This is a genomic window from Salinimicrobium sp. TH3 (genome assembly GCF_026676115.1).
Lineage (GTDB): Bacteria > Bacteroidota > Bacteroidia > Flavobacteriales > Flavobacteriaceae > Salinimicrobium.
Map to the genome: position 1 here is coordinate 123,983 of NZ_JAPONB010000002.1, position 25,460 is coordinate 149,442.

At 40.6% G+C, this 25,460-nt stretch carries 31 protein-coding genes; 7 read left to right on the plus strand and 24 right to left on the minus strand.

Annotated features, from left to right (window positions below):
- The first annotated feature begins 12 nt into the window (after positions 1-12).
- Positions 13-1,329, plus strand: a complete 1,317-nt coding sequence (gene ahcY, locus OU683_RS03760; protein WP_268135308.1) for an adenosylhomocysteinase — start codon at positions 13-15, stop codon at positions 1,327-1,329.
- A 181-nt stretch (positions 1,330-1,510) separates the two neighbouring features.
- Here ahcY and OU683_RS03765 read toward each other — a convergent pair whose 3' ends face one another.
- From OU683_RS03765 to OU683_RS03790, 6 genes are all read right to left on the minus strand, one after another.
- The gene (locus OU683_RS03765; protein ID WP_268135311.1) at positions 1,511-2,089 is read right to left on the minus strand and encodes a DUF3332 domain-containing protein; all 579 of its coding nucleotides are present in this window, start codon (positions 2,087-2,089) and stop codon (positions 1,511-1,513) included.
- Positions 2,090-2,206: 117 nt separating this feature from the next.
- Positions 2,207-2,521: a putative signal transducing protein gene (locus tag OU683_RS03770; RefSeq protein WP_268135314.1), complete on the minus strand. Its 315-nt coding sequence runs from the start codon at positions 2,519-2,521 to the stop codon at positions 2,207-2,209.
- A 35-nt stretch (positions 2,522-2,556) separates the two neighbouring features.
- Positions 2,557-2,874 carry a hypothetical protein gene (locus OU683_RS03775; RefSeq protein ID WP_268135316.1) on the minus strand — a complete coding sequence of 106 codons (318 nt, stop codon included), beginning with the start codon at positions 2,872-2,874 and terminating at the stop codon, positions 2,557-2,559.
- Positions 2,875-2,960: 86 nt separating this feature from the next.
- Positions 2,961-3,221 carry a 50S ribosomal protein L27 gene (gene rpmA, locus OU683_RS03780; RefSeq protein WP_228913598.1) on the minus strand — a complete coding sequence of 87 codons (261 nt, stop codon included), beginning with the start codon at positions 3,219-3,221 and terminating at the stop codon, positions 2,961-2,963.
- 27 nt (positions 3,222-3,248) lie between these two features.
- The gene (gene rplU / locus OU683_RS03785) at positions 3,249-3,725 is read right to left on the minus strand and encodes a 50S ribosomal protein L21 (RefSeq protein ID WP_268135319.1); all 477 of its coding nucleotides are present in this window, start codon (positions 3,723-3,725) and stop codon (positions 3,249-3,251) included.
- Positions 3,726-3,816: 91 nt separating this feature from the next.
- The gene (locus OU683_RS03790) at positions 3,817-4,281 is read right to left on the minus strand and encodes a DUF4199 domain-containing protein (RefSeq protein ID WP_268135321.1); all 465 of its coding nucleotides are present in this window, start codon (positions 4,279-4,281) and stop codon (positions 3,817-3,819) included.
- Between the two features lie 176 nt (positions 4,282-4,457).
- On the opposite strand from OU683_RS03790, the gene OU683_RS03795 reads away from it, so the two are divergent.
- On the plus strand, positions 4,458-5,777 hold the full coding sequence (locus OU683_RS03795) for a M16 family metallopeptidase (RefSeq protein WP_268135323.1): 1,320 nt from the start codon (positions 4,458-4,460) through the stop codon (positions 5,775-5,777).
- Between the two features lie 20 nt (positions 5,778-5,797).
- Entirely contained in the window at positions 5,798-7,861 is a 2,064-nt protein-coding gene (locus tag OU683_RS03800) for a M16 family metallopeptidase (RefSeq protein WP_268135325.1), read from the plus strand.
- Between the two features lie 125 nt (positions 7,862-7,986).
- On the opposite strand, the gene OU683_RS03805 is transcribed toward OU683_RS03800, so the two are convergent.
- The 6 genes from OU683_RS03805 to mutY all read right to left on the minus strand — a co-directional run bounded on the left by OU683_RS03805 (position 7,987) and on the right by mutY (position 12,687).
- A complete protein-coding gene (locus OU683_RS03805; protein WP_268135327.1) occupies positions 7,987-8,160 on the minus strand; it encodes a hypothetical protein in 174 nt (57 codons plus the stop codon).
- Between the two features lie 68 nt (positions 8,161-8,228).
- A complete protein-coding gene (locus OU683_RS03810; protein ID WP_268135329.1) occupies positions 8,229-9,113 on the minus strand; it encodes a DMT family transporter in 885 nt (294 codons plus the stop codon).
- 44 nt (positions 9,114-9,157) lie between these two features.
- Complete coding sequence (gldD, locus tag OU683_RS03815; RefSeq protein ID WP_268135331.1) at positions 9,158-9,733, minus strand: gliding motility lipoprotein GldD; 576 nt, start codon at positions 9,731-9,733, stop codon at positions 9,158-9,160.
- Entirely contained in the window at positions 9,730-11,049 is a 1,320-nt protein-coding gene (locus tag OU683_RS03820; RefSeq protein WP_268135333.1) for a gliding motility-associated protein GldE, read from the minus strand. Before OU683_RS03820 ends, gldD begins: the two co-directional genes overlap by 4 nt.
- A 21-nt stretch (positions 11,050-11,070) precedes the next feature.
- Positions 11,071-11,559, minus strand: a complete 489-nt coding sequence (locus OU683_RS03825; RefSeq protein WP_268135335.1) for a single-stranded DNA-binding protein — start codon at positions 11,557-11,559, stop codon at positions 11,071-11,073.
- 93 nt (positions 11,560-11,652) lie between these two features.
- Positions 11,653-12,687, minus strand: a complete 1,035-nt coding sequence (gene mutY, locus OU683_RS03830; RefSeq protein ID WP_268135337.1) for an A/G-specific adenine glycosylase — start codon at positions 12,685-12,687, stop codon at positions 11,653-11,655.
- A gap of 136 nt (positions 12,688-12,823) precedes the next feature.
- Between mutY and OU683_RS03835 the strand changes: the two genes are divergently transcribed.
- The 3 genes from OU683_RS03835 (at position 12,824) to OU683_RS03845 (ending at position 15,786) form a co-directional block, all read left to right on the plus strand.
- On the plus strand, positions 12,824-13,114 hold the full coding sequence (locus tag OU683_RS03835) for an HU family DNA-binding protein (protein WP_029033986.1): 291 nt from the start codon (positions 12,824-12,826) through the stop codon (positions 13,112-13,114).
- A gap of 302 nt (positions 13,115-13,416) precedes the next feature.
- Complete coding sequence (locus OU683_RS03840; RefSeq protein ID WP_268135377.1) at positions 13,417-14,958, plus strand: ribonuclease E/G; 1,542 nt, start codon at positions 13,417-13,419, stop codon at positions 14,956-14,958.
- Between the two features lie 348 nt (positions 14,959-15,306).
- Positions 15,307-15,786 carry a regulatory protein RecX gene (locus OU683_RS03845; RefSeq protein ID WP_268135392.1) on the plus strand — a complete coding sequence of 160 codons (480 nt, stop codon included), beginning with the start codon at positions 15,307-15,309 and terminating at the stop codon, positions 15,784-15,786.
- On the opposite strand, the gene OU683_RS03850 is transcribed toward OU683_RS03845, so the two are convergent.
- From OU683_RS03850 to OU683_RS03890, 9 genes are all read right to left on the minus strand, one after another.
- Positions 15,776-16,198, minus strand: a complete 423-nt coding sequence (locus OU683_RS03850) for an ester cyclase (RefSeq protein ID WP_268135394.1) — start codon at positions 16,196-16,198, stop codon at positions 15,776-15,778. The genes OU683_RS03845 and OU683_RS03850 overlap by 11 nt on opposite strands.
- A gap of 114 nt (positions 16,199-16,312) precedes the next feature.
- Positions 16,313-17,179, minus strand: a complete 867-nt coding sequence (locus OU683_RS03855) for a cupin-like domain-containing protein (protein WP_268135396.1) — start codon at positions 17,177-17,179, stop codon at positions 16,313-16,315.
- Between the two features lie 50 nt (positions 17,180-17,229).
- On the minus strand, positions 17,230-18,318 hold the full coding sequence (gene bioB / locus OU683_RS03860) for a biotin synthase BioB (protein WP_268135398.1): 1,089 nt from the start codon (positions 18,316-18,318) through the stop codon (positions 17,230-17,232).
- A gap of 70 nt (positions 18,319-18,388) precedes the next feature.
- Complete coding sequence (locus OU683_RS03865) at positions 18,389-19,549, minus strand: beta-ketoacyl synthase N-terminal-like domain-containing protein (protein WP_268135400.1); 1,161 nt, start codon at positions 19,547-19,549, stop codon at positions 18,389-18,391.
- A gap of 57 nt (positions 19,550-19,606) precedes the next feature.
- Positions 19,607-20,194, minus strand: a complete 588-nt coding sequence (locus OU683_RS03870; protein ID WP_268135402.1) for an SET domain-containing protein — start codon at positions 20,192-20,194, stop codon at positions 19,607-19,609.
- A gap of 217 nt (positions 20,195-20,411) precedes the next feature.
- A complete protein-coding gene (gene bioA, locus OU683_RS03875) occupies positions 20,412-21,686 on the minus strand; it encodes an adenosylmethionine--8-amino-7-oxononanoate transaminase (RefSeq protein ID WP_268135404.1) in 1,275 nt (424 codons plus the stop codon).
- Complete coding sequence (gene bioD, locus OU683_RS03880) at positions 21,676-22,305, minus strand: dethiobiotin synthase (protein WP_228913617.1); 630 nt, start codon at positions 22,303-22,305, stop codon at positions 21,676-21,678. The genes bioA and bioD overlap by 11 nt, the downstream gene beginning before the upstream one ends.
- Positions 22,302-22,715, minus strand: coding sequence for a putative signal transducing protein (locus tag OU683_RS03885; protein ID WP_268135407.1), 414 nt, complete (start codon positions 22,713-22,715; stop codon positions 22,302-22,304). The genes bioD and OU683_RS03885 overlap by 4 nt, the downstream gene beginning before the upstream one ends.
- The gene (locus tag OU683_RS03890; protein ID WP_268135409.1) at positions 22,712-23,851 is read right to left on the minus strand and encodes an aminotransferase class I/II-fold pyridoxal phosphate-dependent enzyme; all 1,140 of its coding nucleotides are present in this window, start codon (positions 23,849-23,851) and stop codon (positions 22,712-22,714) included. The genes OU683_RS03885 and OU683_RS03890 overlap by 4 nt, the downstream gene beginning before the upstream one ends.
- 23 nt (positions 23,852-23,874) lie before the next feature.
- Here OU683_RS03890 and OU683_RS03895 point away from each other — a divergent pair, with 23 nt between their 5' ends.
- Positions 23,875-24,324: an MgtC/SapB family protein gene (locus OU683_RS03895; protein WP_268135411.1), complete on the plus strand. Its 450-nt coding sequence runs from the start codon at positions 23,875-23,877 to the stop codon at positions 24,322-24,324.
- Here the strand turns inward: OU683_RS03895 and mnhG are convergent.
- From mnhG to OU683_RS03910, 3 genes are read right to left on the minus strand one after another with little or no spacing between them, the layout of a single operon-like run.
- Complete coding sequence (gene mnhG / locus OU683_RS03900) at positions 24,321-24,707, minus strand: monovalent cation/H(+) antiporter subunit G (protein ID WP_326493542.1); 387 nt, start codon at positions 24,705-24,707, stop codon at positions 24,321-24,323. The genes OU683_RS03895 and mnhG overlap by 4 nt on opposite strands.
- Positions 24,704-24,982 (minus strand): cation:proton antiporter, encoded by a 279-nt coding sequence (locus tag OU683_RS03905; RefSeq protein WP_268135413.1) that lies wholly within the window; start codon positions 24,980-24,982, stop codon positions 24,704-24,706. Before OU683_RS03905 ends, mnhG begins: the two co-directional genes overlap by 4 nt.
- Complete coding sequence (locus OU683_RS03910; RefSeq protein ID WP_268135415.1) at positions 24,979-25,455, minus strand: Na+/H+ antiporter subunit E; 477 nt, start codon at positions 25,453-25,455, stop codon at positions 24,979-24,981. The genes OU683_RS03905 and OU683_RS03910 overlap by 4 nt, the downstream gene beginning before the upstream one ends.
- Positions 25,456-25,460 lie beyond the last annotated feature (5 nt).

Genomic DNA, 25,460 nt, shown 5'->3' on the forward strand with positions numbered 1-25,460 from the left:
AAATATAATAATATGTCAACGAAAACAGTGCCTTACACTAAATATAAAGTGAAAGATATTTCCCTGGCAGAATGGGGAAGAAAAGAGATCGAACTGGCCGAAGCCGAAATGCCGGGACTTATGTCCCTGCGCGAGGAGTATGGAAAAGAGCAGCCATTAAAGGGTGCGCGTATTGCCGGTTGTCTTCACATGACCATCCAGACTGCTGTTCTAATTGAAACCCTTGTAGTCCTGGGTGCAGAAGTAACCTGGAGCTCTTGTAATATATTTTCTACCCAGGATCAAGCCGCCGCTGCGATTGCCGCTGCAGGTATTCCGGTGTATGCCTGGAAAGGAATGAATGCTGAAGAATTTGACTGGTGCATAGAGCAAACCTTATTCTTTGGAGAAGAACGCAAGCCGCTAAACATGATCCTTGATGACGGAGGAGATCTTACTAATATGGTTTTGGACAAGTACCCGGAACTAGCTGAAGGGATCCAAGGACTTTCTGAAGAAACCACTACCGGAGTTCACAGGCTTTATGAGCGCATGAAAAATGGAACGCTTCCTATGCCTGCGATCAATGTAAACGACTCTGTTACTAAATCGAAATTCGACAACAAATATGGATGTAGAGAAAGTGCGGTAGATGCTATTCGTCGTGCTACAGATGTTATGCTAGCCGGAAAAAGAGTTGTGGTTTGTGGATACGGGGATGTAGGTAAAGGTACGGCTGCTTCTTTTAGAGGTGCAGGTTCAATCGTGACCGTGACCGAGATCGATCCAATTTGTGCATTACAAGCTGCAATGGACGGATTTGAAGTTAAGAAACTGGAGACAGTGCTTCCAAAAGCCGATATCGTAATTACTACAACCGGAAACAAGGACATTGTTCGTGCCGAGCATTTTAAGGCGATGAAAGATAAAACCATTGTTGCCAACATTGGACACTTTGATAATGAGATCCAGGTTGCATGGCTGAATGACAACTACGGAAACACAAAATCTGAGATTAAGCCACAGGTAGACAAATATACCATCGATGGAAAAGATATAATTCTTCTTGCTGAAGGTCGTCTTGTGAACCTTGGTTGTGCCACAGGACACCCCAGCTTTGTAATGAGTAACTCCTTCACCAACCAGACTCTGGCGCAAATGGAGCTTTGGAACAACAACGGGGAATACGAAAACAAGGTTTACATGCTTCCGAAGCACTTGGATGAAAAAGTAGCTGCATTACACCTTGAAAAGATTGGAGTGGAATTAACCAGTCTTTCTCAAGAGCAGGCCGAATACATCGGAGTGACGGTAGAAGGACCGTTTAAACCTGAGTACTATAGATATTAGATTTGAGATTTGAGATTTGAGATATTGAATCTCAGATTTCATTAATTCAAAAAAGAACCCTTCAAAATGCTATTTTTGAAGGGTTCTTTTATTTTCATAGCAGCGGGATTGTAACAAAGTATAAGTGAATTAAAAAAGCCTCCGAAATTCCCGAAGGCTCTAAAAATCTAATTTATTTAATTTACTTTGTACTGGCCAGCATGCATTCTTCATAAAGAGCGATCTTTCCGTTTAAAACAGCCAGACCTTCTTCTTTTGACACATCATTCTTGATCCTTACTTCTTCGCCGTCGGGCAAGTAAACAATGTAAAATCCTTCTTCATAAGAAGAAAGTTTGATTTTCTCCCCATCCTTAACGGCATTCCATGACTTATCTGCAGGATCGAAAACCATTTTAAGTTCTTTCCCTTCTCTTTCTCCCGATAGCACTTTGATCCTGATCTCATTTTTAGTGGCGATCATTTCATAATTCACTCCATTTCTTTCGATAAGCTGTTTTTGCACTTCCCCCTCATTCATGGCTATAGGATTTTCGCCGGTCCAGAATTCGACCAGATTAAAAATAAACACATCTCCTGCATAAAAGAGTGGATAAATAGGGATGATATTTAATCCCCAAAATATAGCGTTATTGACAAATTTGTTGTCGGCCGCATCTTCATTCCAATCCCTAAGGTTATTCCAGGCACTAAAGGAACCTAAACAACTCGTTGTTAAAAAAGCCAGAGATAATACAGAGCATAAAATTAGTTTTCTCATAATTAATTTATTTTTAGTTAGATACATAAAGCTAACAAAAAGAATTGCTTCTAGCTGCCATGAATTACTTTAACCTTAAATATTTATGATATAAAAAATAAGAAGAAAAAGATCTACTTAAGACATCCACAAATTAATAAGAAAAGCTGCTATCACCAGGCATATCATAGCAATAACAAACCAGAGCCAGAATTGGGACATAGATACTTCTCCCGTTCCGGGAGCGGGGTCTTGTATGAAACCATTAACCCGCAATAGCCCTTCGGCCCGTTTCACATCATTTTCATGCACCTGCACCCTGACACCTATGGCAAAATTAGTATTAGAAGATTCATCAAGGATCCTGTACCGCAAATTGTTCTGCTCAAAGATATTTTTAAGCAGCAATAATTGGTTCTGTTGTGCGGTTTGATAGACGGTAATAAAAGCCATTACAGGTTTTACTTTTTAAGATGGGAAAGAACCTTTTATTCCACATTCATAAACATGAGGATAACCATGGCTACTATGATGATAATAAACGCAGCCAAAAAGATGAAGATCCATTTCTTCCCAGGCATACGGCGATGAACCGGGGCATGAGCCTGGCTCGCAGTGAGAAAACCTGTTTGGTCAAGAAGTTCGCGGGCCCGCGTCTTGTCACCCTCGGCAACCTGTATTCTTTTCACCTCCCCTATCTCGTCTGTATCATCCAGGCGGTGATCAATCCCTTCTTCGCTATAGACCCTTTGCAGGACATCAATTTCATTTTTGTCCTTTGTTGAATAAATTGTGATGTAATCCATCTTCTTAGAGTGTTGATTACTCTAAAGATAAAAAAAACCCTCCTGAATAAATTCAGAAGGGTTCAATATCTATAAAAGAAATAATACTAAGCCTCGAACGGTTCTATAGAAACGTAAGACTTATTGTCTTTCTTTTTAGTAAATTTCACAAGACCATCAACTCTGGCATGTAAAGTATGGTCTTTTCCTGCATACACATTCTCACCTGGATTGTGAGCAGTACCTCTTTGTCTAACGATGATGTTCCCTGCAATGGCAGCCTGTCCTCCAAAGATCTTCACACCTAAGCGTTTCGATTCAGATTCCCTACCGTTCTTGGAACTACCAACTCCTTTTTTGTGAGCCATTTTATTTTACTTTTTACTGTTCAACGTTTAGCTTAAAGCAGCTATTAATTCGGCTTTTTTCATTGAAGAATAACCTTCAATCCCTTTTTCTTTAGCCATTTCTCTTAATTCAACAACTGTGTTGTTGTTAAGATCATTGTTTGAAGCGTCATCTTTAGTAGATTTTGCTTCTTCTGAAGTTGCTTTTTTACCGTTAACAGAAATTCCTTCAATAGAAATTTCGGTTAGTGCCTGGCGGTGACCATTCTTTACCCGGTAACCTTTTCTTCTTTTCTTCTTGAAAACAATGACTTTGTCTCCTTTAAGGTGTCTGGTGATTTTTGCTTCAACCAAAGCTCCTTCTATAGCTGGGGCGCCAAGAGTAATGTCATCACCATCACCTGTAAGAAGAATTTTATCGAAAGAGACACTGTCTCCTTCTTCTCCTGCAAGCCTGTGAACAAATACCTTTTGGTCTTTTGCAACTTTAAATTGCTGCCCTGCTATCTCTACAATTGCGTACATAGCGTCTTAATTAAGGGTTTACGTTCTCGCCCTGAGATTTTTCAAGGCGGGTGCAAATATACTCCTAATTAATTAATTTGCAAAGGCTTTATCAATAGGTATGTTTTTTTCCTTCGGAAGTATTCCAGGAAGGTTTGTAAAGTTGCATAATAGCTAAAGTGACCACCAGAGAAGTTGCAAACCCCATAAGGGCAACAGTGAAAACAAGCATACCTATGTTAACAAACCAATCTGTTTCCCACATGGTAATTAATTCTTCCGAAAACCGTGGATTAAGTTCACTTGTATAAACCGCAAAAAATGCGGTGAAAATAACAGTGGCTATAAACCCGGTAGTTAAACCAGCCATAAATCCTTTTTGATATTTGAATTTCCCGGCCTTTTTATCTCTGTATTTTTTTATGGCTAAAAATATTCCCCCGGCAGTAATGACCATGTTGAAGACGCTGTAAACAGGATTCCTGTGCAGGTCAAATATTGACAACAACAAGAAGTAGACGATTAATGCCACGGCTATAAAAATCCCATAGAGTAATGGAACAGATGATCTTTTCATGTAGTTGTTTTTTATGATTATTTATAAATTTCCAAAAAATAAGAGGAAATATGCCTTAATAGCTTGTTAATTTAGAATTTTAAACAACTCTCAGGAAAATTAAATTCTAAAAACTTTGTAACAAAACAGCCTTTAGCACTACTTATCAAACGTATTTAATAATAAACCTTTATATAATGATCAACAAACTTAAATTAGCTGCCTTTGGCTTATTCCTGGGATTAACAGGAATGGCACAGGAAGTTGAATTTGTCGAGTACACGCTCGATAATGGTCTTGATGTAATACTTCATCAGGACAATTCTGCACCCGTGGTAACCACCGCCGTAATGTATGACGTGGGAGGAAAAGACCGAATTAACAACAAAACTGGTTTTGCCCACTTTTTCGAACATCTACTTTTTGAGGGCACAGAAAATATTGGCCAGGGAGAATGGTTTAAAATGGTTTCTTCGAATGGAGGATCAAACAATGCCAACACTTCCAATGACCGCACTTACTATTACGAGATATTCCCGTCAAACAATCTTGAACTGGGATTATGGATGGAATCTGAAAGAATGATGCATCCTGTAATCAAACAATCTGGAGTTGACACTCAGAATGAGGTTGTAAAAGAAGAAAAAAGAATGCGTTACGATAATGCCCCTTATGGAAATCTTATCAACGAGATCTCTTCCAAGCTTTTTGAAAAGCACCCATACAAGGATCCAAACGTAGGCTACATGGAGGATCTTGATGCTGCTACTCTTGAAGAATTTAAGCAATATTTCGACATCTATTACAAACCAAATAATGCCACTTTGGTGGTTGCAGGTGACATTGATATCTCTGAAACTAAAAAAATGATCCAGGATTATTTTGGTCCTATTCCTGCCGGAGAAGAAGTAACCCGAAACTTCCCTCAAGAAGAGCCTATTACTGAAACCATTGAGGCTACAGCATATGATTCAAACATTCAAATCCCTGCTATCCTTCTTGGTTACAGAACTCCCGGTATGACCGAGAGGGACGCTTATGTACTTGACATGGTATCGTCTGTGCTTTCTGACGGAAAATCTTCCCGATTATACAAGAAACTGGTTGATGAGCAAAAGCAGGCGCTGGAGGTAGCGGCAGTTAACCTTGCTCAAAAAGATTATGGACAGTATGTCGTTTTCGCTCTTCCATTGGCAGAAACTCCTTTGGATACTCTGGTTTCTGAAATTGATGAGGAGATCACTAAACTTCAGACTGAATTAATTAGCCAGAGAGAATATGAGAAACTTCAGAATAAGTTTGAGAACAGATTTGTTAACTCAAACAGCAGTGTTGCAGGTATTGCCGGTTCTTTAGCCACTTACCAGATGCTTTATGGGAATACCGATCTTATCAACGAAGAGATCGACATCTACCGATCCATTACAAGAGAGGAAATAAGAGATGTAGCTAAAAAATATCTCAATCCAAATCAGCGTGTGGAATTAGAATACCTTCCCAAGAAAGACTCTGAATAACAAAATAAAAATTGATTAAAATGAAGAATAAAATATTAGCTTTAGCAGTCTTACTCCTTACCACCACGGGAATCCAGGCTCAAATTGACCGCAGCACGCCGCCTAAGGCAGGACCTGCACCAGAGATCAACCTGGAAAAACCCGAAACTTTTACTTTGGACAACGGGCTTAAGGTCCTAGTGGTTGAGAACCACAAGTTACCAAGAGTTTCTATGGTACTTACCATGGATAACCCTCCTATATTTGAAGGAGATAAAGCGGGTGTTTCAACCCTTACCGGGGCCATGCTAGGAGAAGGGACTAAAAACATTCCTAAAGAAAAATTCAATGAAGAGGTTGATTACCTTGGCGCAAACATGAATTTCTCCTCCCGGGGAGCTTCTGCAAATACTCTTTCAAAATATTTCCCACGAATTCTGGAATTAATGGCTAAAGGAGCCCTTAATCCAGATCTTAACCAGGAACAGTTCGCAACTGAAAAGGAGCGCACGCTGGAAAACCTGAAGAGTGGAGAAAAAGATGTTTCTTCAAATGCCCGAAGAATTAGCAGTGCTTTGACCTATGGTAAAGATCATCCCTACGGTGAATTCACAACTAAAGAGAGTGTTGAAGGACTTTCTCTGGAAGATGTCAAGCAATTCTACAACAATTACTATGCACCCCAAAATGCATATCTGGTTATAATAGGAGACGTAAAACCTTCTGAAGTAAAGAAACTTGTAAAGAAGAACTTTGGTTCCTGGAAAAAGAGTGAACTTCCAAAAAACACAATGCCCAAAGTTAATAACGTAGCCGAGACGCAGGTGAACTTTGTTGACTTTCCTAATGCAGTGCAAAGTGAGGTACAGGTAACAAATGCTATCCAATTAAAAAAGGGAGATCCCGATTATTTCCCAGTATTGATCGCCAACAAGATCCTTGGTGGTGGTGGGGAAGCAAGATTGTTCCTAAATCTTCGTGAAGACAAAGGATACACCTACGGTGCGTATTCAAGCACAGGAGATGATAAATATGTAGCCAGATTTGTGGCTAGTGCAAGTGTTCGAAATGCAGTAACAGATTCTGCTGTAGTTGCCTTCCTGGATGAATTGCATAGAATTAGAAACGAAAAAGTTTCTGAAGAAGAACTGGCTAATGCAAAAGCCAAATACACCGGGGATTTCGTACTTGCCCTTGAGCGTCCTACTACTATTGCAGCATATGCCTTGAACATTGAGACAGATAATCTTCCACAGGATTTTTATCAGACTTATCTTAAAAAGATCAATGCAGTAACTACAGAGGATATTCAAAGAGTAGCTAAAAAGTACTACCTGGCAGACAATGCTCGTATCATTGTTGTTGGTAAAGGTAGTGAGGTGGCCGAAAAACTTGAGAATCTTACCTACAACGGTAAAGATATCCCGGTGAAGTATTTTGACAAGTACACTAATGCGATTGAGAAGCCAGATTACAACAAGAGTATTGATCCTTCAGTAAGCGTTGAAAATATCTTCAACGAATACATTAAAGCAATTGGGGGAGAAGATGCTGTTAAAGATATTGAATCTGTATATATGATCGCACAGGCAGAACTTCAAGGTCAAAAAATGGGTCTGGAGACTAAAGTAACATCTTCAGGTAAATCTTCTACCGTGGTTTCTATGGCTGGTAATGTGATGCAAAAGCAGATCTTTAACGGAGCTACCGGCTTTGTTGCTGCCCAGGGGCAAAAGATCCCTTTTACCGAAGAGCAGGTGACCGCCGCTAAGGCAGAAGCTCACCCGTTCCCGGAAATGATGAATGAAAATGCCACTTTAGCTGGTATTGAAGATGTTGACGGCGAAGAAGCTTATGCTGTAAAGATGGATGAAAATACCACCAATTACTACAGCAAAGAGAGCGGATTGAAAATCAAGCAGGTGAAAACCATGAAGCAAGGACCTCAAACTATGACTGTTCCTATTACCTATAGTGATTATCGTGAAGTGGAAGGTGTAAAGTTTCCATTTGGCCTTTCACAGAGCATGGGACCAATGACTCTTGACTTCCAGGTGAGTGAAATTCTGGTGAACGAGAATGTTACAGATGCCGACTTTGAATAAAAAGAAAAGGCTCTAAAATAAGAAACCGGTACTTCAAAGTGCCGGTTTTTTTGTGGCAAAAAATTTTACCCTTCCAAAAAGGGTAATTTCATTAACATTTCTTTAAACTGAATTTGGGCAACAACTCAAATAAACAAAGGCGTTTTAGATGGAGAAGAAGCCACTTCAACATTTTCTTTTTCAATTGGCACATCTACTTCTTTCTGAAGATCAGCTAGTTCGGCAGCAGCAAATTGCCAGGCAACCAAAAGAGAAAATCCGACGAAAAACGCAAAACCAAAAAATAATCTCTTCTTCATTATATAGGGATTTCAAGTTCAACACTAACGTGAAGTTAATAAATAGTTAAAAAGCTACCAAATGTATTCTAGACATTTTTTTTCCTGCTATTAACGATAAGCACCCCAACAATAATTATTATCCCCGAAAATAGCTGAATCAATGTAAATTTCTCCCCGTCGAGAAATCCCCAACCCAGCGCCACGATTGGAACAAGATAAGTAACCGAAGTTGAGAAGACGGGATCTGAGATTTGAATTAATTTATTGAAAAAGATCAATGCAGCCCCCGTACCTACAACTCCAAGGATACCTATATATAAAAGACTAAGCGGAATATTTGGCCCCGAAAGAACTTCAGCAGAGAAGAATCCTGTAGTTGCCAAAACGATAAGTGCGGGGACTACGATCACCATAAAATTGCCCGTAGTTATTGCCAGTGCCGGCAAGGTTTGAAGATGTTTTTTAATAACATTGGCATTAATTCCGTAGAAAAGAGAGGCCAATATCACAAGCAGGGAGTACCAGTAATTTTGGTCTGGGTTCACAGTGGCTCCGCTCCAAATTAAAGCTGTGGTCCCCAGAAGACCTACCATAACACCTACAAATTTCTTTCGTACAAAAGTGGCTTCAAACAGTGCTATTCCCACCAGCATAGATAGTAAGGGGGTGGTTGAATTGAGAATAGATACAATCGCGCTGTCGATTTCAGTTTCGGCAAAGGAGAAAAGATATGCAGGAAAAAACGTTCCGAAGAAACCTGAAAATGTTATCCACATCCACTGTTTTCCTTTTATATGTTTCAATGATCTTAAACCAATGGCCGCAAGAAAAAGGGCAGCAAAGACGGTTCTGAGGGATCCTACTTGTAAGGGAGTAAGACCAACCAGCCCTTTTTTAATTAAAATAAAAGAGCTACCCCAAACAAGGGCAAGCAGGCAAAGATAAATCCACTTTAGAGTACTATTCGGCATTTTGGAGCTTTAAACCCGCAAAAGTACTAAACTGGGACATTTAATTAATCCTGCATTCCATCCTTCCACTCCACCGTCTCCATGAGGTGCTTAATATCTTCTTTGAGATAAGCCGCGGCAGGTAAAATGGAATCAAAATTTGGTTGTACCTCGAAATACACCGAACCTGTGAGAAAATGTCTGGTGCTGTCGGTTAGATAGAACTGAGCCTGAGAGGCGGCGTTTCCTTCAACCTGATAAAACATGCCGTAAGTATTATGAAAATCATTGGTGTAAACCGAACCTTCTATCGCATCGGCCTTTATAGTGTGTTGTAAGGGTAATTTCTGAGCATCGGTAAGCAGGGAATCTAAGTTATTGCGAACTGGCTGATAGGTGATGAAAATAGTTCCCTTTAGATCCCTGTACTCAATATTTACCCAGCACTCATTACCTGCTCTTGAAGGCGCTACCGTGGCAATGGAATTTTTTTCAAAACTATAAGGACAATTTTCGTCCAAGTAGGTAGAATATTCAGCATCGGGATAATCCAAAGACAGGTAGGCATTAGGTTTTGGCTGTACCTCATCTCCACATGAGAACAAACTTCCCAAAAATATCAAAAAAATCAGTTTTTTCATAACTTCGTGATATTCACCTTAATTTGCTTGATCCGTTTTTTATCAACAGCTTCAACCGTAAAACTATAGCCGTCAAAAACGATCACATCATTTTTTCGGGGAAAGCTTCCGGAGATTTCAAGAAGGAACCCGGCAAGGGTTTCAGCTTCGCCTTTGTTCTCTTCAAACAATTCAGGGTTATCAAGCTTTATTACCCGGTAGAAATCTTTCAAAGGAGTCTTCCCTTCAAAAACATAATTATTCTCATCTAATTTTGAAAAGATAAGATCTTCATCATCGAACTCATCACTTATATCCCCAACGATCTCCTCGATTATGTCTTCAAGAGAAATAAGGCCACTGGTTCCACCGTACTCATCTACTACAATAGCCAGGTGGTTCTTTTTGATTTTGAAATCATTTAAAAGGTCGTCCAGTTTTTTATTTTCGGGCACAAAATATGGCTCCCTTAAGAGGGAAGTCCATTCATATTCTTCCTCTTCCAGGTACGGCAGTAAATCTTTAACGTAAAGTATCCCGGTCACATTATCGATATTATCTTTATATACGGGAATTCGGGAATAACCATTTTCAATGACTTCGGAAATTATCTCATTATATGGTTGATTCTCATTTAGTGCAAAAATATCCATCCTTGGCCGCATAACCTGCTTGGTATCTGTGTTACCAAAGGAAACAATTCCTTTAAGGATCTTGTGTTCCTCCCTGGTAGTATCATGATGACTCGTCAACTCAAGGGCTTGCGACAATTGATCAACACTAAGTCCTGCTCGTTGATTCCCTAATCGCTCATGAATTTGAAGTGTTATAGCCCTCATAGGAATGCTTAAGGGCGCAAATACTTTATCGAGTACGTTAAGAGGATAAGCCATAAAGTGCGAAAAGATCACCTTATTCCGGCTGGCATAAACCTTGGGAAGTATCTCTCCAAAAAGAAGGATAAGAAAGGTGACCACCACCACCTCCATTAAAAACTGAAGATCAACACCCATGACCACAGTGTCCAAATTGGCAAAAGCCTCATCTGTGAGATTATCGAACAAAAGGATAATAGCTATGTTGATCATGTTATTGGCAACCAAAATGGTGGCCAGTAACTTTTTTGGCTTATCCAGTAGATCAATTACGATTTGCTCTTTTACCGTCCTTTTTGCCTCCTCGGGTTCAAAATCGGCCGGAGTGAGCGAAAACAAAGCTACCTCGGCCCCAGAGATGAGCGCAGAGGACACCAGCAAAAGCAGGGCTGCAACAATACCAAAGAATTGCGAAAGGTTATCAACAAATAGGGAAATAAAACTGGCAGGATCGGGATCCAAATTCTATAGTTTTAATTAAACTTAAAACGGCAGGTCGTCTTCATCCTCCTGCGTAAAACTTTGAGGCTGGCTGGAAGGCGCCTTCTGCTGGGGCTCATTTTGTTGTTGCCCCTGGGATTGAGATTGTGACTGGCCGTAACCTGCACCTGAACTGCTTCCAGAGCCTGTAGCATCTTTAGGTGTCAAAAATGTGAAGTCTGTACATTGAATTTCTGTAGAATATCTTTCCACTCCTTTGTCATCCTGCCACTTGCGGGTTTTAATTCTTCCCTCGATATAAACCTTATCCCCTTTTTTGAGATATTTTTCACAGATTTCGGCAGCTTTATTTCGCACCACAATATTGTGCCACTCAGTGTTTTCTACTTTTTGACCAGTGGTTTTATTTGTATAAACTTCATTAGTGGCCAGAGGAAAACGTCCAATGGATCCACCTCCTTCAAAATAGTGCATTTTCACATCGTCTCCCGTGTGGCCTATTAGCATTACTTTATTTAAGGTTCCGGTCATGGTTTGAAGTTTTTGTTATAATCTAAAAATAATAAAATTGCTCTTCAATCACCTTCTAAAATGTCATTTTTGAAGAGCCGATTTTAAAAGAGCTTAAAAATCAAAGGTATCAATAAAATTTTCGATTAAAACCGGGACCGGTAATTTATTTACTTCGGCTAAAGAAAGAGCTTCCTGTGGCAGCTCCTTGCACTCCAGGATCCAGAATTTGGTATAAATATGTTGATGTGTTAATTTATGTACTATCGGCACCTCATTGAACAGCAAAGGTTTTTTATTTGAAGTGACATAAGCAGCAGGAACTTCCTCCACCAGATGTTCCAAACCGGCTTCGGTAGCTGTCTCCACTAAAGGAAATTCATAAAGCCCCTCCCATATTCCTTTTCCGCGCCGCTGCTGCATGATTGTTTTACCCTCTTCAGAAATATAAACAAGGTAATTAAAATGTCTTTTTTTGACCTTTAGCTTTTTCAACTTCACCGGCAGGTCATTGATCCGGTTCTGATTGAAAGCCACGCACCGGGTTGAGAAGGGACAGGAATTGCAGAGAGGATTTCGCGGTTTGCACTGCTCTGATCCAAATTCAATTAGCGCCTGATTGAAATTAGCAGGATCTTCCCTGCTTATAAGGTCTTGAGCAAGATTCCTGAATTGTTTTATACCCTGTGAGGAATTTGTAGGTGTATTAATTCCGAAGATTCTGGCGAGCACACGATAAACATTACCATCTACAGCCGCCTGGGGTTCATCATAACAAATGGAAGCTATTGCAGCGGCTGTATAATCCCCTACTCCTTTTAATTTTACCAGCTCGCTGTAGGAAGCAGGAAACCTTCCGCCGAGATCAAATGCGATATATTGGGCAGTGAAATGCAAATTTCTTGCCCGGGAGTAGTATCCCAGTCCCTGCCAAAGTTTTAGAACTTCTTCTTCAGAAGCATTTGCTAAGGAAAATACAGTGGGAAAAGCCTTGAGGAACTTAAAATAATATGGTTTTCCCTGCTCAACACGGGTTTGCTGAAGAATTATTTCACTAAGCCAGATTTGGTATGGATCTTTTGTGCTACGCCATGGAAGATCCCTCTTGTTTTCTAAATACCAATATATCAGGTTTTTATCAAAAGACATTAACGAATTTTCTTAAGTGCAATGATAATTCTTTATTCTCTTACTATTTAATGGGTTAGGATTAAAAAGTTGCAGATTTAATTCTTATATTTGCCCCTCGAAAATTTACAAACCCCATTTATTAAATTAAACGAAAATGACGAAAGCAGATATCGTGGCGAAAATCTCCGAAAAACTAGGTATGGAAAAGGGAGATGTTCAGGCAACTGTTGAGACCTTTATGGAAGAGGTAAAAACTTCATTAGAGGCTGGTGATAATGTGTACCTAAGAGGATTTGGAAGCTTTATCATCAAGACGAGAGCAGAGAAGACTGGAAGAAATATTTCTAAGAATACTACTATAAAGATCCCTGCTCATAATATCCCGGCTTTTAAACCGGCTAAGGTATTTGTTGAAGGCGTTAAATCTAACGTTGAAGTAAAATAGAATTTACGCTGCTTAAGGGCAGTACCAAAATAATATTATTAATTAAAAAGTCACACTATGCCAAGTGGTAAAAAGAGAAAAAGACATAAGGTTGCTACTCACAAACGTAAGAAAAGAGCAAGAGCAAACCGTCACAAGAAAAAGAAGTAGTTTTCATACTACTTTTTTTATTTAAAACGTTCTTTGAAATCGAGATTTAAATTCAGTTTTACGCTGTACTTAAATTTCTTCAGGATTTTAAAAACCCTGTGAATTTTATTGTTTAATCCATCCCGATACAACGGGATAAAAATCAATTTAGAGTGAACAAAGAGTTAATTATTCGAACTGGTTCCTCTGCTGTAGATTTTGCCTTATTAAAAGATGGAAAACTTGTAGAACTCAACAAGGAAGAAGACGACAGTAATTTTGCCGTTGGTGATATTTTTATTGCCAAAGTAAGGAAATCTGTCCCCGGCTTAAACGCCGGCTTTGTAAATGTAGGTTATACCAAAGATGCATTTTTGCATTATCATGATTTGGGCCCGCAGGTACTTTCCTTGTTAAAGTTCATAAAACGTGTAAGCACAGGTAAATTGAAGGATTATTCCCTCGCGGATTTTCCTTTAGAAAAAGATATTGATAAGGACGGAAGCATTGCCGATGTCATTAAATCAAATCAATCGCTACTGGTACAGGTAGTAAAAGAGCCCATATCAACCAAAGGCCCCCGAATAAGTTCTGAACTTTCCCTCCCGGGCCGTTACATCGTGTTGGTCCCTTTTTCAAACCGGGTTTCTGTTTCTCAAAAAATAGAAAGCAAAGAAGAAAAGGATCGCCTTAAACGACTGGTAAAAAGTATTAAACCAAAGGGCTTTGGAATTATTGTACGTACTGTAGCAGAAGGCAGAAAAGTAGCAGAACTGGATAACGACCTTCAGAATTTAATGAGTCGTTGGACAGGAATGTGTAAAAAGCTGTACAAAGCACCTCATCCATCAAAAGTATTGGGCGAATTAAACAGAGCATCCTCTATCCTTAGAGATGTCTTCAATGATTCATTTTCCTCTATTTGCGTTGACGATGAAACCTTGTACACACAAATTAAAGATTATGTGGGCGAAATTGCCCCAAAGAAAGAATCCATTGTAAAATTGTACGACTCCAATATTCCCATCTTTGAAAAGTTTGGGATTGAACGACAGATTAAAACTACTTTTGGCCGCACTGTTTCTATGAACAAAGGCGCATACCTGATCATTGAACACACCGAAGCAATGCACGTCATTGATGTGAACAGCGGAAACCGTTCAAACAAATCCAAGAATCAGGAAGATACTGCCCTTGAGGTAAACCTCATTAGCGCTACCGAAATTGCCCGCCAATTACGCCTTCGCGATATGGGAGGAATTATTGTGATTGACTTCATAGACATGAACAAAGCCGAAAATAGAAAAGCTTTGTATGATCACCTCAAAGAAGAAATGAGTGACGACCGGGCAAAGCATAAGATCTTGCCACCCAGTAAATTCGGTCTTGTACAAATTACAAGGCAGAGGGTTCGACCCGAAATGAATATCAAAACGAGAGAAGAAAACCCCAACAAAAACGGGGAAGAAATTGAAGCTCCAATAGTTTTGGTAAACCGGATCAACCAGGATCTGCAAAAGCTTCTTAAAAAAGACTATAAAAAGATCACGCTAAGTGCTCATCCTTTTATAGCAGCCTTTTTAACTAAAGGTTTTCCATCACCCCGCTCCAAGTGGTTCTTTGATCACAAAAAGTGGGTAAAAATAGTACCCAGAGATGCTTACACGTATCTTGAATATCATTTCCACGACACTGACGGGGAAGTGATTCAATAACATTAAGAGACGCCTTTCATTAATTTGGGAGGCGTTTTTTGTTTATAGATATGAGATGTTAGATATGAGATCTGAGATAGTGATGGCCTGAAAAGAGTCAAGATCGCTGCGCTTCTAGAGCCAAGAACCAAGACTTCTATCCGTACTAATTGAAAAATAAAATCTTTGCTTTGATTCAACATTAGCAGAGCCTTCTAAAATCCTTTTAATGGTTATAGTTTTCAGATTTATAAAATTTCAGAACTTATACACGCTTCGCTACAAGAATCGATAACCAGGACTGCCTCATCTTAAAAAAAGCTATTTTTGATTAGTGAATCCTGAATCTTGAATTTTAAATCTTGAACCTTGAATAAAGAATCCGGAAAATCCTATACCGTAAAAGAAGCCACTTTAAAGCTAATGCAATACTGTGCCTACCGCGACAGGTCGCAAAAGGAGGTGGAAGATAAATTAACTCAAATGCGCATGATTCCGGCTGCAAGGGAAGAGATCATCATAAAGCTTATGCAGGAGAACTTCCTAAATGAAGAACGCTTCGCACGCAGTTTTGTACGAGGGAAATCCAGGATCAAGAAATGGGGACGGCACAAGATAAAACAGGAACTAAAGCTAAAGGAGGTTTCTTCACCCGTTATTAGACTTGCCATGACCGAGATTAACGAGAATGATTATAAAAGTACCCTCTACGCTCTGGCCGAAAAAAAAATACCTCTTATAAAAGAAACAAATCCTTTCAAAAAGAAGAAAAAGTTATATGATTTTCTCTCTTCAAAAGGATATGAATCTCACCTTATACTTGAGGTTATTGACGATCTTACTTCTTGATCAAAACATCTGCACCTATTTGTTTAAGGATTCCAAGCTCATCACTACTTCCCCATCTTTCTACCATCTTACCGTTTTTAAAGCGACTAATTTGCATACCCCTCACATTAATTGGTTTGTTTGTTCCTTCTACTCCCATAAACTCCCCTTTATGAGTTCCGGTCAGGGTGTAGGCAAAAGCCACATTGTCTTCATCTGCAACCAAGTGTTCTACCTCCACCTGCATATCTGGAAAGGCATTACGCATCATGCCAAAGAAATCTATATACCCTTGAGGTCCCGGACCTTGATTAGGCGCGGGATCGTGGTCTACAACATCCTGTGCAACAACTTCCCTTAACTTTTCCAGATTTCCTGAATTAATTGCATCTCCAAATTTTTCCTGTGCTTTCTTATTCTCTTCTTTATTCATTTCAAGTTTATTTTTGGTTATGACTTAATATCATGATTATCAGATAATCAAAAAACTAAATTTAGCCAATTATGAAAACTTTAAAACGAAGCTATACTAAAAGACAGAGAAAGATCAGGAAATTTTATTCTTTTCGTTCGTCCTCTTTACGGCCTGCGCATTTTTGTAGTCTATCCATTTCTGGCCTTTCCAGCTCCTCATGGCATTATCAAAATGTCGCATAAAGAAGATATTATAAAGAGCTTTGCAAAGGTTTTGAAGATTTCGTGGTGCAGCGCGCAGGCTCATGGAAAATCCTGGTGTGAGGTACGTCATTTGATGCCAGTACCCTTCGGGCATATACAAGGTCTCCCCATGATTTAATTCTGTCACCATGCCTTTAGCATTTTTTAAGGCAGGAAACGCTTTAAAATCAGGATTGGTAAAGTCAATATCTTCACGGGCTATAAGCGCATGAGGCACCTTGTAAAGATATTTTGTTTCTGAAGGAGGGAATAGGATACACCTCTTTTTCCCGTGGAAATGGAAGTGCAGGATATTGGCAAGGTCAATATCGTAATGCATAAAAACCTTTGAATTTTCCCCACCAAAGAAAAGCATTGGGATCTGCTTCAGGATACGCAGTCCAATTTTGGGATACCGAATGTCTTTTTGAAGGGCAGGTACTTCTCGCAACAGGTGATAAAGAAAGATTCTATAGCTGGTAGGACCTTTTTCCAGAAGATCCAGATATTCGCTCATCTTCATATGAAGATGCGGCTCATTAAACTTGTATTTGGAAGAAATTGGTTGCTTACCGTCAAAGAGCGGGACAGTTTTTTCACCCGCCACTTCCCTAAGGTACTCAATGTTCCATTTGGTATAAGCCGGCCAGTCTTCGATCAACTGCTCGATTACCACCGGCTTTTGTGTCTTTACATACTTCTCTAAAAAATCCTTTTTAGATATCTTTTTTTCTCTCGGGATCTCAGCTAATTCCATAGGCTCTCTCCTTTTTCCCTTTCAGTAAATTGCCCTAAATCATTAGAAACTTAAGCTTTGGACTTTCCCTGGGCAGCGAGATTACGCTCGATAATATGTCCCGGTCTAGTCCATCTTGGTTTTTCTCCAAGAGCCCTGTATTCAGAATTCTCTGCGTCTACCGTCTGCGGTTGAGCTTTCTTAACAAAAGGTTTTTGAGGGTTTAGCCCCAGAGTTTTGAACATTTCCATATCCTCATTAACATCGGGATTGGGCGTTGTCAAAAGCTTGTCTCCTGCAAAAATCGAGTTCGCTCCTGCAAAGAAACACATGGCCTGTCCTTCCCTGCTCATCTGGGTCCTTCCGGCAGAAAGTCTTACCTGAGTTTCTGGCATTACGATCCTGGTCGTAGCGATCATTCTCACCATTTCCCAAATAGAAACCTGCTTCTGTTTGGCCATTGGCGTCCCTTCAACAGGCACCAGAGCATTAATAGGCACAGATTCGGGTTGTGGGTTTAGCGTTGAAAGAGCTACCAGCATTCCTGCACGGTCCTCTGCGCTTTCTCCCATTCCAATGATTCCGCCGCTACAAACAGTTACGGCAGTTTTTCGAACATTTTCTATGGTGTCCAGCCTGTCCTGGTAACCCCGGGTAGAAATAACTTCTTTATAATATTCCTCAGAAGAATCCAGGTTGTGATTGTAAGCATACAAACCTGCTTCGGCAAGTCTTTTTGCTTGGTTTTCGGTGATCATTCCCAACGTACAGCAAACCTCAAGACCTAATCTATTAATGGTTCTCACCATTTCCAGCACATCATCAAATTCCTGTCCATCCTTAACATTTCGCCAGGCAGCCCCCATGCAAACACGGGAACTTCCGGCTTCTTTAGCCCTCATAGCCTGGGCTTTCACCTGGCTCACGCTCATAAGGTCATTGCCTTCAACGTTAGTATGATATCTCGCTGCCTGTGGACAGTAGCCACAATCTTCGGAACAGCCCCCGGTTTTAATTGATAATAAAGTCGAAACCTGGACGGTGTTCGGGTCGTGATTTTGACGGTGAACAGTAGCTGCTTCATAAAGCAGGTCCATAAAAGGTTTGTTATATATTTCAAGGATTTCCTCCCTGGTCCAGTTGTGTCTAGTTGTGTCCATTAAACGATATTTACTTCAAAAATAATGAAAAGCCGTTGTATGTAAGGGCTTAATTGAAAAAGTTTACTTTTTACTTCGGAAGGCTCACAAGTACCGATACTGCATTGCCTCCAAAACCAACCGCGTTTACCATAATATTCTTTAATTCTGAAGGCTCTCTTTCTCCGGAAGCAAAGGGAACCGGGATGAATTTTTGATACTGCAACATCATAACTGCCAGTTCCAGACTAAGTACGCCGGAAGCGCCATAGGTGTGACCTAGTTTCCATTTATTGGTAGTCATCGCCGGAAGTTGCTCTCCAAAAATGGCTTTTATAGCACTAACTTCCGAGAGATCCCCTTTAATGGTACCCGGAGCATGCATAACTACCGCATCCACTTGTCCCGGAGGCAAACTTCCCAAAGCCATTTGCATGGATCTTTGAAAAGCAGTGCCATTTGCCGAAATAGATACAGGATGCTTTAGTTTCTCTGTTGCATAACCTACACCAATAATTACCGCAAGGGCATTTTTTTTCTCCCCTGCTTCCATACCTATTGTAGCGGCTCCTTCCCCAAGCACCATCGAATTTTGCCCTTTTTGAAGGTTAAGTGCCTGGCAGGGATAATCGAGGTCCTCCCTCGCATTTATTTTCATTGCCTGCACCTGCGCAATAGTGAATGGTGTTAGAGCAGCTTCACTGCCCCCGGCAAGGAATTTATCGGCCATCCCTGAAGACAACCAGGCAACGCCGTTTAACACAGCATGAAGCCCTGTGGAACAGGTCACAGAATGAGATATATCGGGACCCGAACTCTGTAAATCCTGGGCTACCCAGGAGGAAATATTCCCCAGGGTAGTTGCAGGGGAGGCAAGAGTTTCTGCTTTACCTTCTTCTAAAAAATGTTGATGGTATTGCTCAAAAAGACCAGTTGCCCCTCTGGAGCTGCCAATGTTTATTCCTATATTTTCCCCTTTTTGCCATCCGCCCATTTTCACCGCCTGCCGTGAGGCCTGCATAGCATAGAGCACAGAATCATCAATATTTCTGTAGTTTGGATTTTCGGCTCGCAACTCCTCAAGGTTTTCCTTTAAGAAATCGGGCAGGAATGCGGCAAAGGACGTTTGTCCTTTGAAGTCGTGCTTCTTTAAAAAATGATTTTTGGAAAGATAATTTTCCCACACCTCTTCAGGCTTTGATCCAATTGCAGAAACAGAAGCCACAGAGGTAATGGAGACAGGAATTTTCAAAGCAGAATTTTCGGCAAAATTAAGGGGTAAAATCTACATTTTTTGATCCTCTGCCTTTTATTTTTCCTCGTAGTACAAATTTAAAATTGAATCCAGAGGTTCATTTTTTGCCAGACTTGATTTGATCTTTTCAAGAACTGCAGAGGATACGAATTTTATTAGCGGCTGCTCCACGTGTTCAAAATTCTCAAAGGCTGTTTCCAGCTGCCGGTCCCACTTCTCGTGATATTTCAAAAGATCATCGGGATAAACCGTATCGCGGCCGGTGCCTTCATCTACTGCCTTAAAAGGTTCAGATATGTTGAGATAGCCATAATCATCTGTCAGCTGCTCCCCCGGCTCAATATCCCGCACCGCGACCTCAAAATCATACGCTGAAGACAGGCAGTTCGCATTAAAACTATGATTGACATATTTTGCAAGATCCCAGCATAAAACCAGTTGCCCCTTATTATTCCTGAAACAATATTTTTCCACCTGCTCCTGCACATCGGGGTGCATTTTCTCCACCTCGTTTTCTGTAAGCAATTGATCCAGATCATCCTGTACCCAGGTTATCGTTCCGCGGGGAATAAATTTTTTCGCGACCACCCCGTAGCCAACCACGTCGTTAATAAAACGAACTTCTGTATCTGGATGCATCATAAGATCATATTTTGTATAAATGCCGGTTCAAAGATAAAGGCACATTATCGCCATTCCTTTATACTTTCAAAATTAAAATTTCTGTGTTGATGATCCCAAAAGCCTGTAACACAAAACAGTGAAGACTTTTTAGGAATCCTACAACCTAATTATAATTCTAAAATACAAAAATTGAGATGCAAAAATTGAGATGCAAAAATTTAAAAATTTTATGGTGCTAGAATTTTTCCAGGGCATCCTCTATACTTCCATAGATCTTCTCCAGTTGTTTATTGGTGGTGATGTAAGGAGCTGCGATATAAATGGTACTCCCCAAGGGCCTTAAAAACACACCATCTCCCATAAAATGTTCAAAAAGCCGGTTTCGCAGACTTCCGTAGCGTTCCATTTCTACATTAAGCTCAAAGGCTAGAATTGTCCCTAGTTGCCGTAAATTCTTGACCTTAGGATTCTGCCCAATCTTCTTTATAAAAAATTGATGCGAAGCTATCACTCTTCCAATGTTTTCCTGCATTTCAGCCGAAGCGAGCAGCTCAATTCCTGCCAGTGCAGCTGTACATGCTAAAGGATTTGCAGTATAGGTGTGACCGTGAAAAAAACCTTTGGAAAGCTCTTCAGAATAGAAAGCATTATATACTTTTACAGTACAGGAAGTTACTGCCATTGGTAAAAGACCGGCCGTTAGGGCTTTGGACATGCAAACAATATCGGGCTTTGTTTCCAGGTGATCTGAAGCAAAATTCTTTCCGGTTTTTCCAAAGCCGGTCATCACCTCATCGGCAATTGTAAGGATGTTATTTTCTTTACAAACCTTCAGGATTTGATCTAAACCTTCAGGATCGACAAATTTCATTCCGGCGGCGCCCTGTATGAGAGGTTCATATATGAAGCCGGCTAAATTCTCTTCAGAAATGGCCTTTTTGAGAAGTTCAAGGACCTCTTCATTATTATTTCCGGTTGGTACAGGCAAACGGAGAACTTTTAAAAAGTGATCTTCAAAAGCTCCATTGTAAACCGAAAGTCCCGACACCGACATGGCCCCAAAAGTATCCCCGTGAAAACCCTCTTCGAAAGCAAGCAAAACTTTTCGGTCATTACCCAGGTTATGGTGGTACTGCAAAGCCATTTTGATGCCGACCTCGGTTGCAGTAGAACCGTTATCGCTAAAGAACAGCTTTTCCTGATTTTTGGGTAGAATATTAATCAGGGCTTCAGAAAGAGCAATTGCAGGCTCGTGGGTAAATCCGCTAAAAACCACCTGGTCGAGCTGTAGCATCTGTGATGCGACTTTTTTTGTGATCTCTTCATTGCAATGGCCATAAACTGCCGTGTACCAGCTGGAAATTCCATCTATATATTCCTTCTCGTTCTCATCATAGAGAATTGCTCCTTTTGCTTTGACAATCGCGAGCATATTCCCCGCGAGTTTGTGTTGTGTCAAAGGGTGCCAAAGGTGCTTTTTATCCCGCTGGGAGAGAGTTTCAGTCTTCATTTTTCTTTAATTTGCTTCTGAATTTATCGGCATATTCCAAAACTACATTCCGGTCAAAATATGGTTCAAGGTCAATTCGGCCTATCACGGGCAGCCCTGTCATTTTTTTAATGATCTCTTCTGAAGAAGGGTTTTCTTCTCCGCTAAAAATGATCCCTGCACAGGAAAGATTCCGGGATTTGAGGGCCTCGACTGTAAGTAAGGTGTGGTTAATACTACCCAAATAATGTTTTGAAACGATGATCACCTCATGATCGGGCTTGATAAGATCGGCAATTGTTTCCTTATCATTGATTGGCACCAAAAGGCCTCCCGCACCTTCAATTACCAGTGAATTTTTGGTCTTTGGCTGCTTTATTTTTTTAGCCGATACCTTTACTCCATCTATTTTTGCCGCAGCATGCGGACTCATAGGAGTATTAAGTTCAAAAGCATTTTCATGAAAAACGCTCTTTTTGTTGGTAATAAGCCTCTTTACCTTGTGAGTATCTGAGTTTTCCAGATCTCCCGCCTGGATTGGTTTCCAGTAATCGGCTTCAAGAGCTTCAGTTACTATTGCTGAAGCAATGGTTTTTCCAACTTCGGTTCCTATACCGGTAATAAAATATGTTTGTTTCATTTTAAGTTAAATTTGTTGTTGCAGGCCGCGCAGTGGTATTCCCGTTTAATATGCATGGGCAGCACATATACTAAAAAAGAGATGCAAAAAAAGAAAAAGGATTTTAAACTTTTGACGCTGGTAAAAAGCTGTACCTTTTCGCCACCACACTTTGGACAGGTGATCTGCACCCCTTCATCATCGACAGAATATTTACTGATGTCTTCCAGGACCTGCAGCGCCTTTTCTTCGTCCTCCTTTCTTACCCTAAGCTTGACTCCACCAATGGCATTACTTACCAAAGGATCTGTGTCTATCGTGTGATTATCGGCCAGGAAAGTTTCAATCCCTTCGGCTTCAAGCCTGCCTTTGATTATTTGTGCTTCCGCCGAATACTGGAACACCGCAACGTTTGAAAAACTTCCTTTCATAACACCTTTTTTAAGACCTCAAGTAAGTCATTTATTTCTTCTTCAGAATTAAAGCTATGCAAACAAATCCGAAGCCGCTCAGCCCCTTTTGGTACAGTAGGCGAAAGTATTGGTCGCACATCAAATCCATTCTCTGCAAGTGTATTTGATGCCGCCTTCACCCGTTCATTTCCGGGTAGAATACAGCAGTGAATAGCAGAACCACTCTCCAAAAAATGCTTCTGAAATCCCCTTTTTGACACCTGAGTTTTGAAGAAATCAATATTCTCCTGAAGTCTTTGAACCTGGGTTGCACCTTCTCCCTGAAGTTCCCTGTAAGCCGAAATAATGGTGGCCAAGGAATGCGGTGGCAGCGCAGTACTATAAATAAGGCTCCGGGCGAAATTCACCAGGTAATCTTTAAGATCCTCAGCTCCCAAAATGGCAGCACCATGGGCTCCCATTGCCTTTCCAAAGGTTGCCAGCCGGGCAAAAACCCTATCCTGCAGTCCTTCTTCAGCGATTATTCCCGCACCTTTTACTCCCACGGCATGGGCCTCATCCACGATTAAGAAACTTCCACTTTCTTCAGCAAGAGAAACCAGGGCATGAAGATCGGGAGAATCCCCGTCCATAGAAAAAATACTTTCGGTTACCAGAAACACCTCTCCTAAAAGACCATTTTGGAGCCGGTTGATTTTCTTTTCCAGATCTTTAAGATCGTTATGCCTGAACTTGACAGCTTTAGCAGCGCTTAACATGATTCCATCGCGGATAGAAGCATGTATGAGTTCATCATATAAAATGAGATCGCCCTTTCCCGGCACAGCCGAAAAAAATCCCAGATTGGCATCATATCCCGAATTGAAGATAAGGGCGGCTTCGGCTTTATGAAAATTCGCTACTAATGCTTCGGCGGGGGAATAGAGGGCATGGTTCCCAGTAAGCAGGCGCGAACCCCCGGCTCCATTTTTTAAAATGAGATTTTCTTCAAGTATTTTATTCGCCTTCTTCCAAATAATATGGCTCCGGGAAAATCCCAGGTAGTCGTTCGAGGAAAAGTCCAGGAGATCTTTAGAAAATTTTAATTCTCTAATGGACCCTTCGCCTTTTCTTCTCTCGAGGCTTTTGCCTATTTTTAATGGTAATTTCGACATTGAAAGCTAAATTAAGAATATAAATGGAGCTACTGGAATTCGGTTATAGAATTGGTGCGGCATTATTGGCCGGTCTTCTTATTGGAATTGAACGGGAAATACATAACAAGAATGCAGGATTAAAGACTAATGCCCTGGTTTCTCTTGGTGCTGCCGTTTTTGTTCTCACCTCACTTGCTTTTGCAGGAGATGATTATGTGGATACCACCAGGGTAATTGGGCAGGTGGTAACCGGGATAGGCTTTCTTGGAGCAGGGGTTATTCTTCATAAAGGAAATGTGGTACGGGGATTAACTACAGCTGCTACTGTTTGGTGTAGTGCCGGTGCGGGTTGTTTAGCGGCCATTGGACAATATTCAGAATTACTTTTGCTTGTAGGCGTAATTGTTTTTGTGAATGTTGTTTTTAATCCTGTGGACAGGTTTATTGCACGGCTGTTTGGGCACAGGGATGATGAGAAGATCGACGATTAATGTGTCTCCTTATCATGATCCATATTACGGGGAAGACTAATGTTTTTACCCGTTTTTCTATATTTCCCCTCAAGGTCATCCATAACAGATTTCTTCCACAGCTTGTTCCCTTTAATATATGAAGCCTTTCCAATAAGATGTGCACCTACGGGGGCCGTCAATAAAATGAAGATTATAACGGCTAAAACACGTGTTGTGGTGGAAAGATCATTAAAATAAATAGCCGAGGCTACAAGGATAAGACCAATTCCCAGCGTCGCAGCTTTGGTAGTAACCCCCATGCGAAGGTATGTATCTGGCATACGCAGAATACCAACTCCCGCGAGCAATACGAAAAGAGTTCCTAAAGTTGCAATTATTCCTATGATTGTATCTACTATCATTCGTCCCTGTTTTTTCGCTTCTGAATATAAAATGAATACGCCACAGTTGCCAAAAACCCAATAAGAGCCAGGATCAAAGCAATATCCAAAAAGGTGGGTTGGTGAGAAAGTATGCTATAAACGGCAATAAATCCTATTCCAATGGTCACCAGAAGATCTACCGCTACTACCCTGTCGGAAATCGTAGGCCCCTGAAAGAACCTGTAGAACACCAGCAGGATCGCAATTGATAATGCCGGAAGAATAACAAAGTACAGGTAATTATCTAAGGTCATGATGAGATCTCTATAATGCGTTTTTCAAATCCGTTCTTGATGTCCCGAATGAAATCTTCCCTGTTCGTAATATACATGGAGTGCACGTAAAGAACTTTTTTATCTTCGGAAACATCCAGGCTTAGGGTTCCGGGGGTAAGGGTGATCATATTTGCCAAAAGAGTGATCTGGCCATCGGACTTTACATCGAGGGGTACTCCTACAATTCCCGGTGTCATATGTAATTTCGGAGTCCCCACTTCCCAGGCTACCTGTACGTTCGCTTTTATGAGCTGGTACAGAAAATAGAAAAAGAAACTAATAAGTCTTGGTACGAGCCTAAAATACCTGGCGCGGCCGCCACCCCGTGTAATCACAAAAAGCACAAAATAACTCAGGAAAAAACCAAAGAAAATATTGGCAAAAGTGAAGCCCCCGGTAAGAGCCACCCAAATAAATGTTAGAAGTAAGTTTGCCAAAAACCGGTTTTTCATCTTCT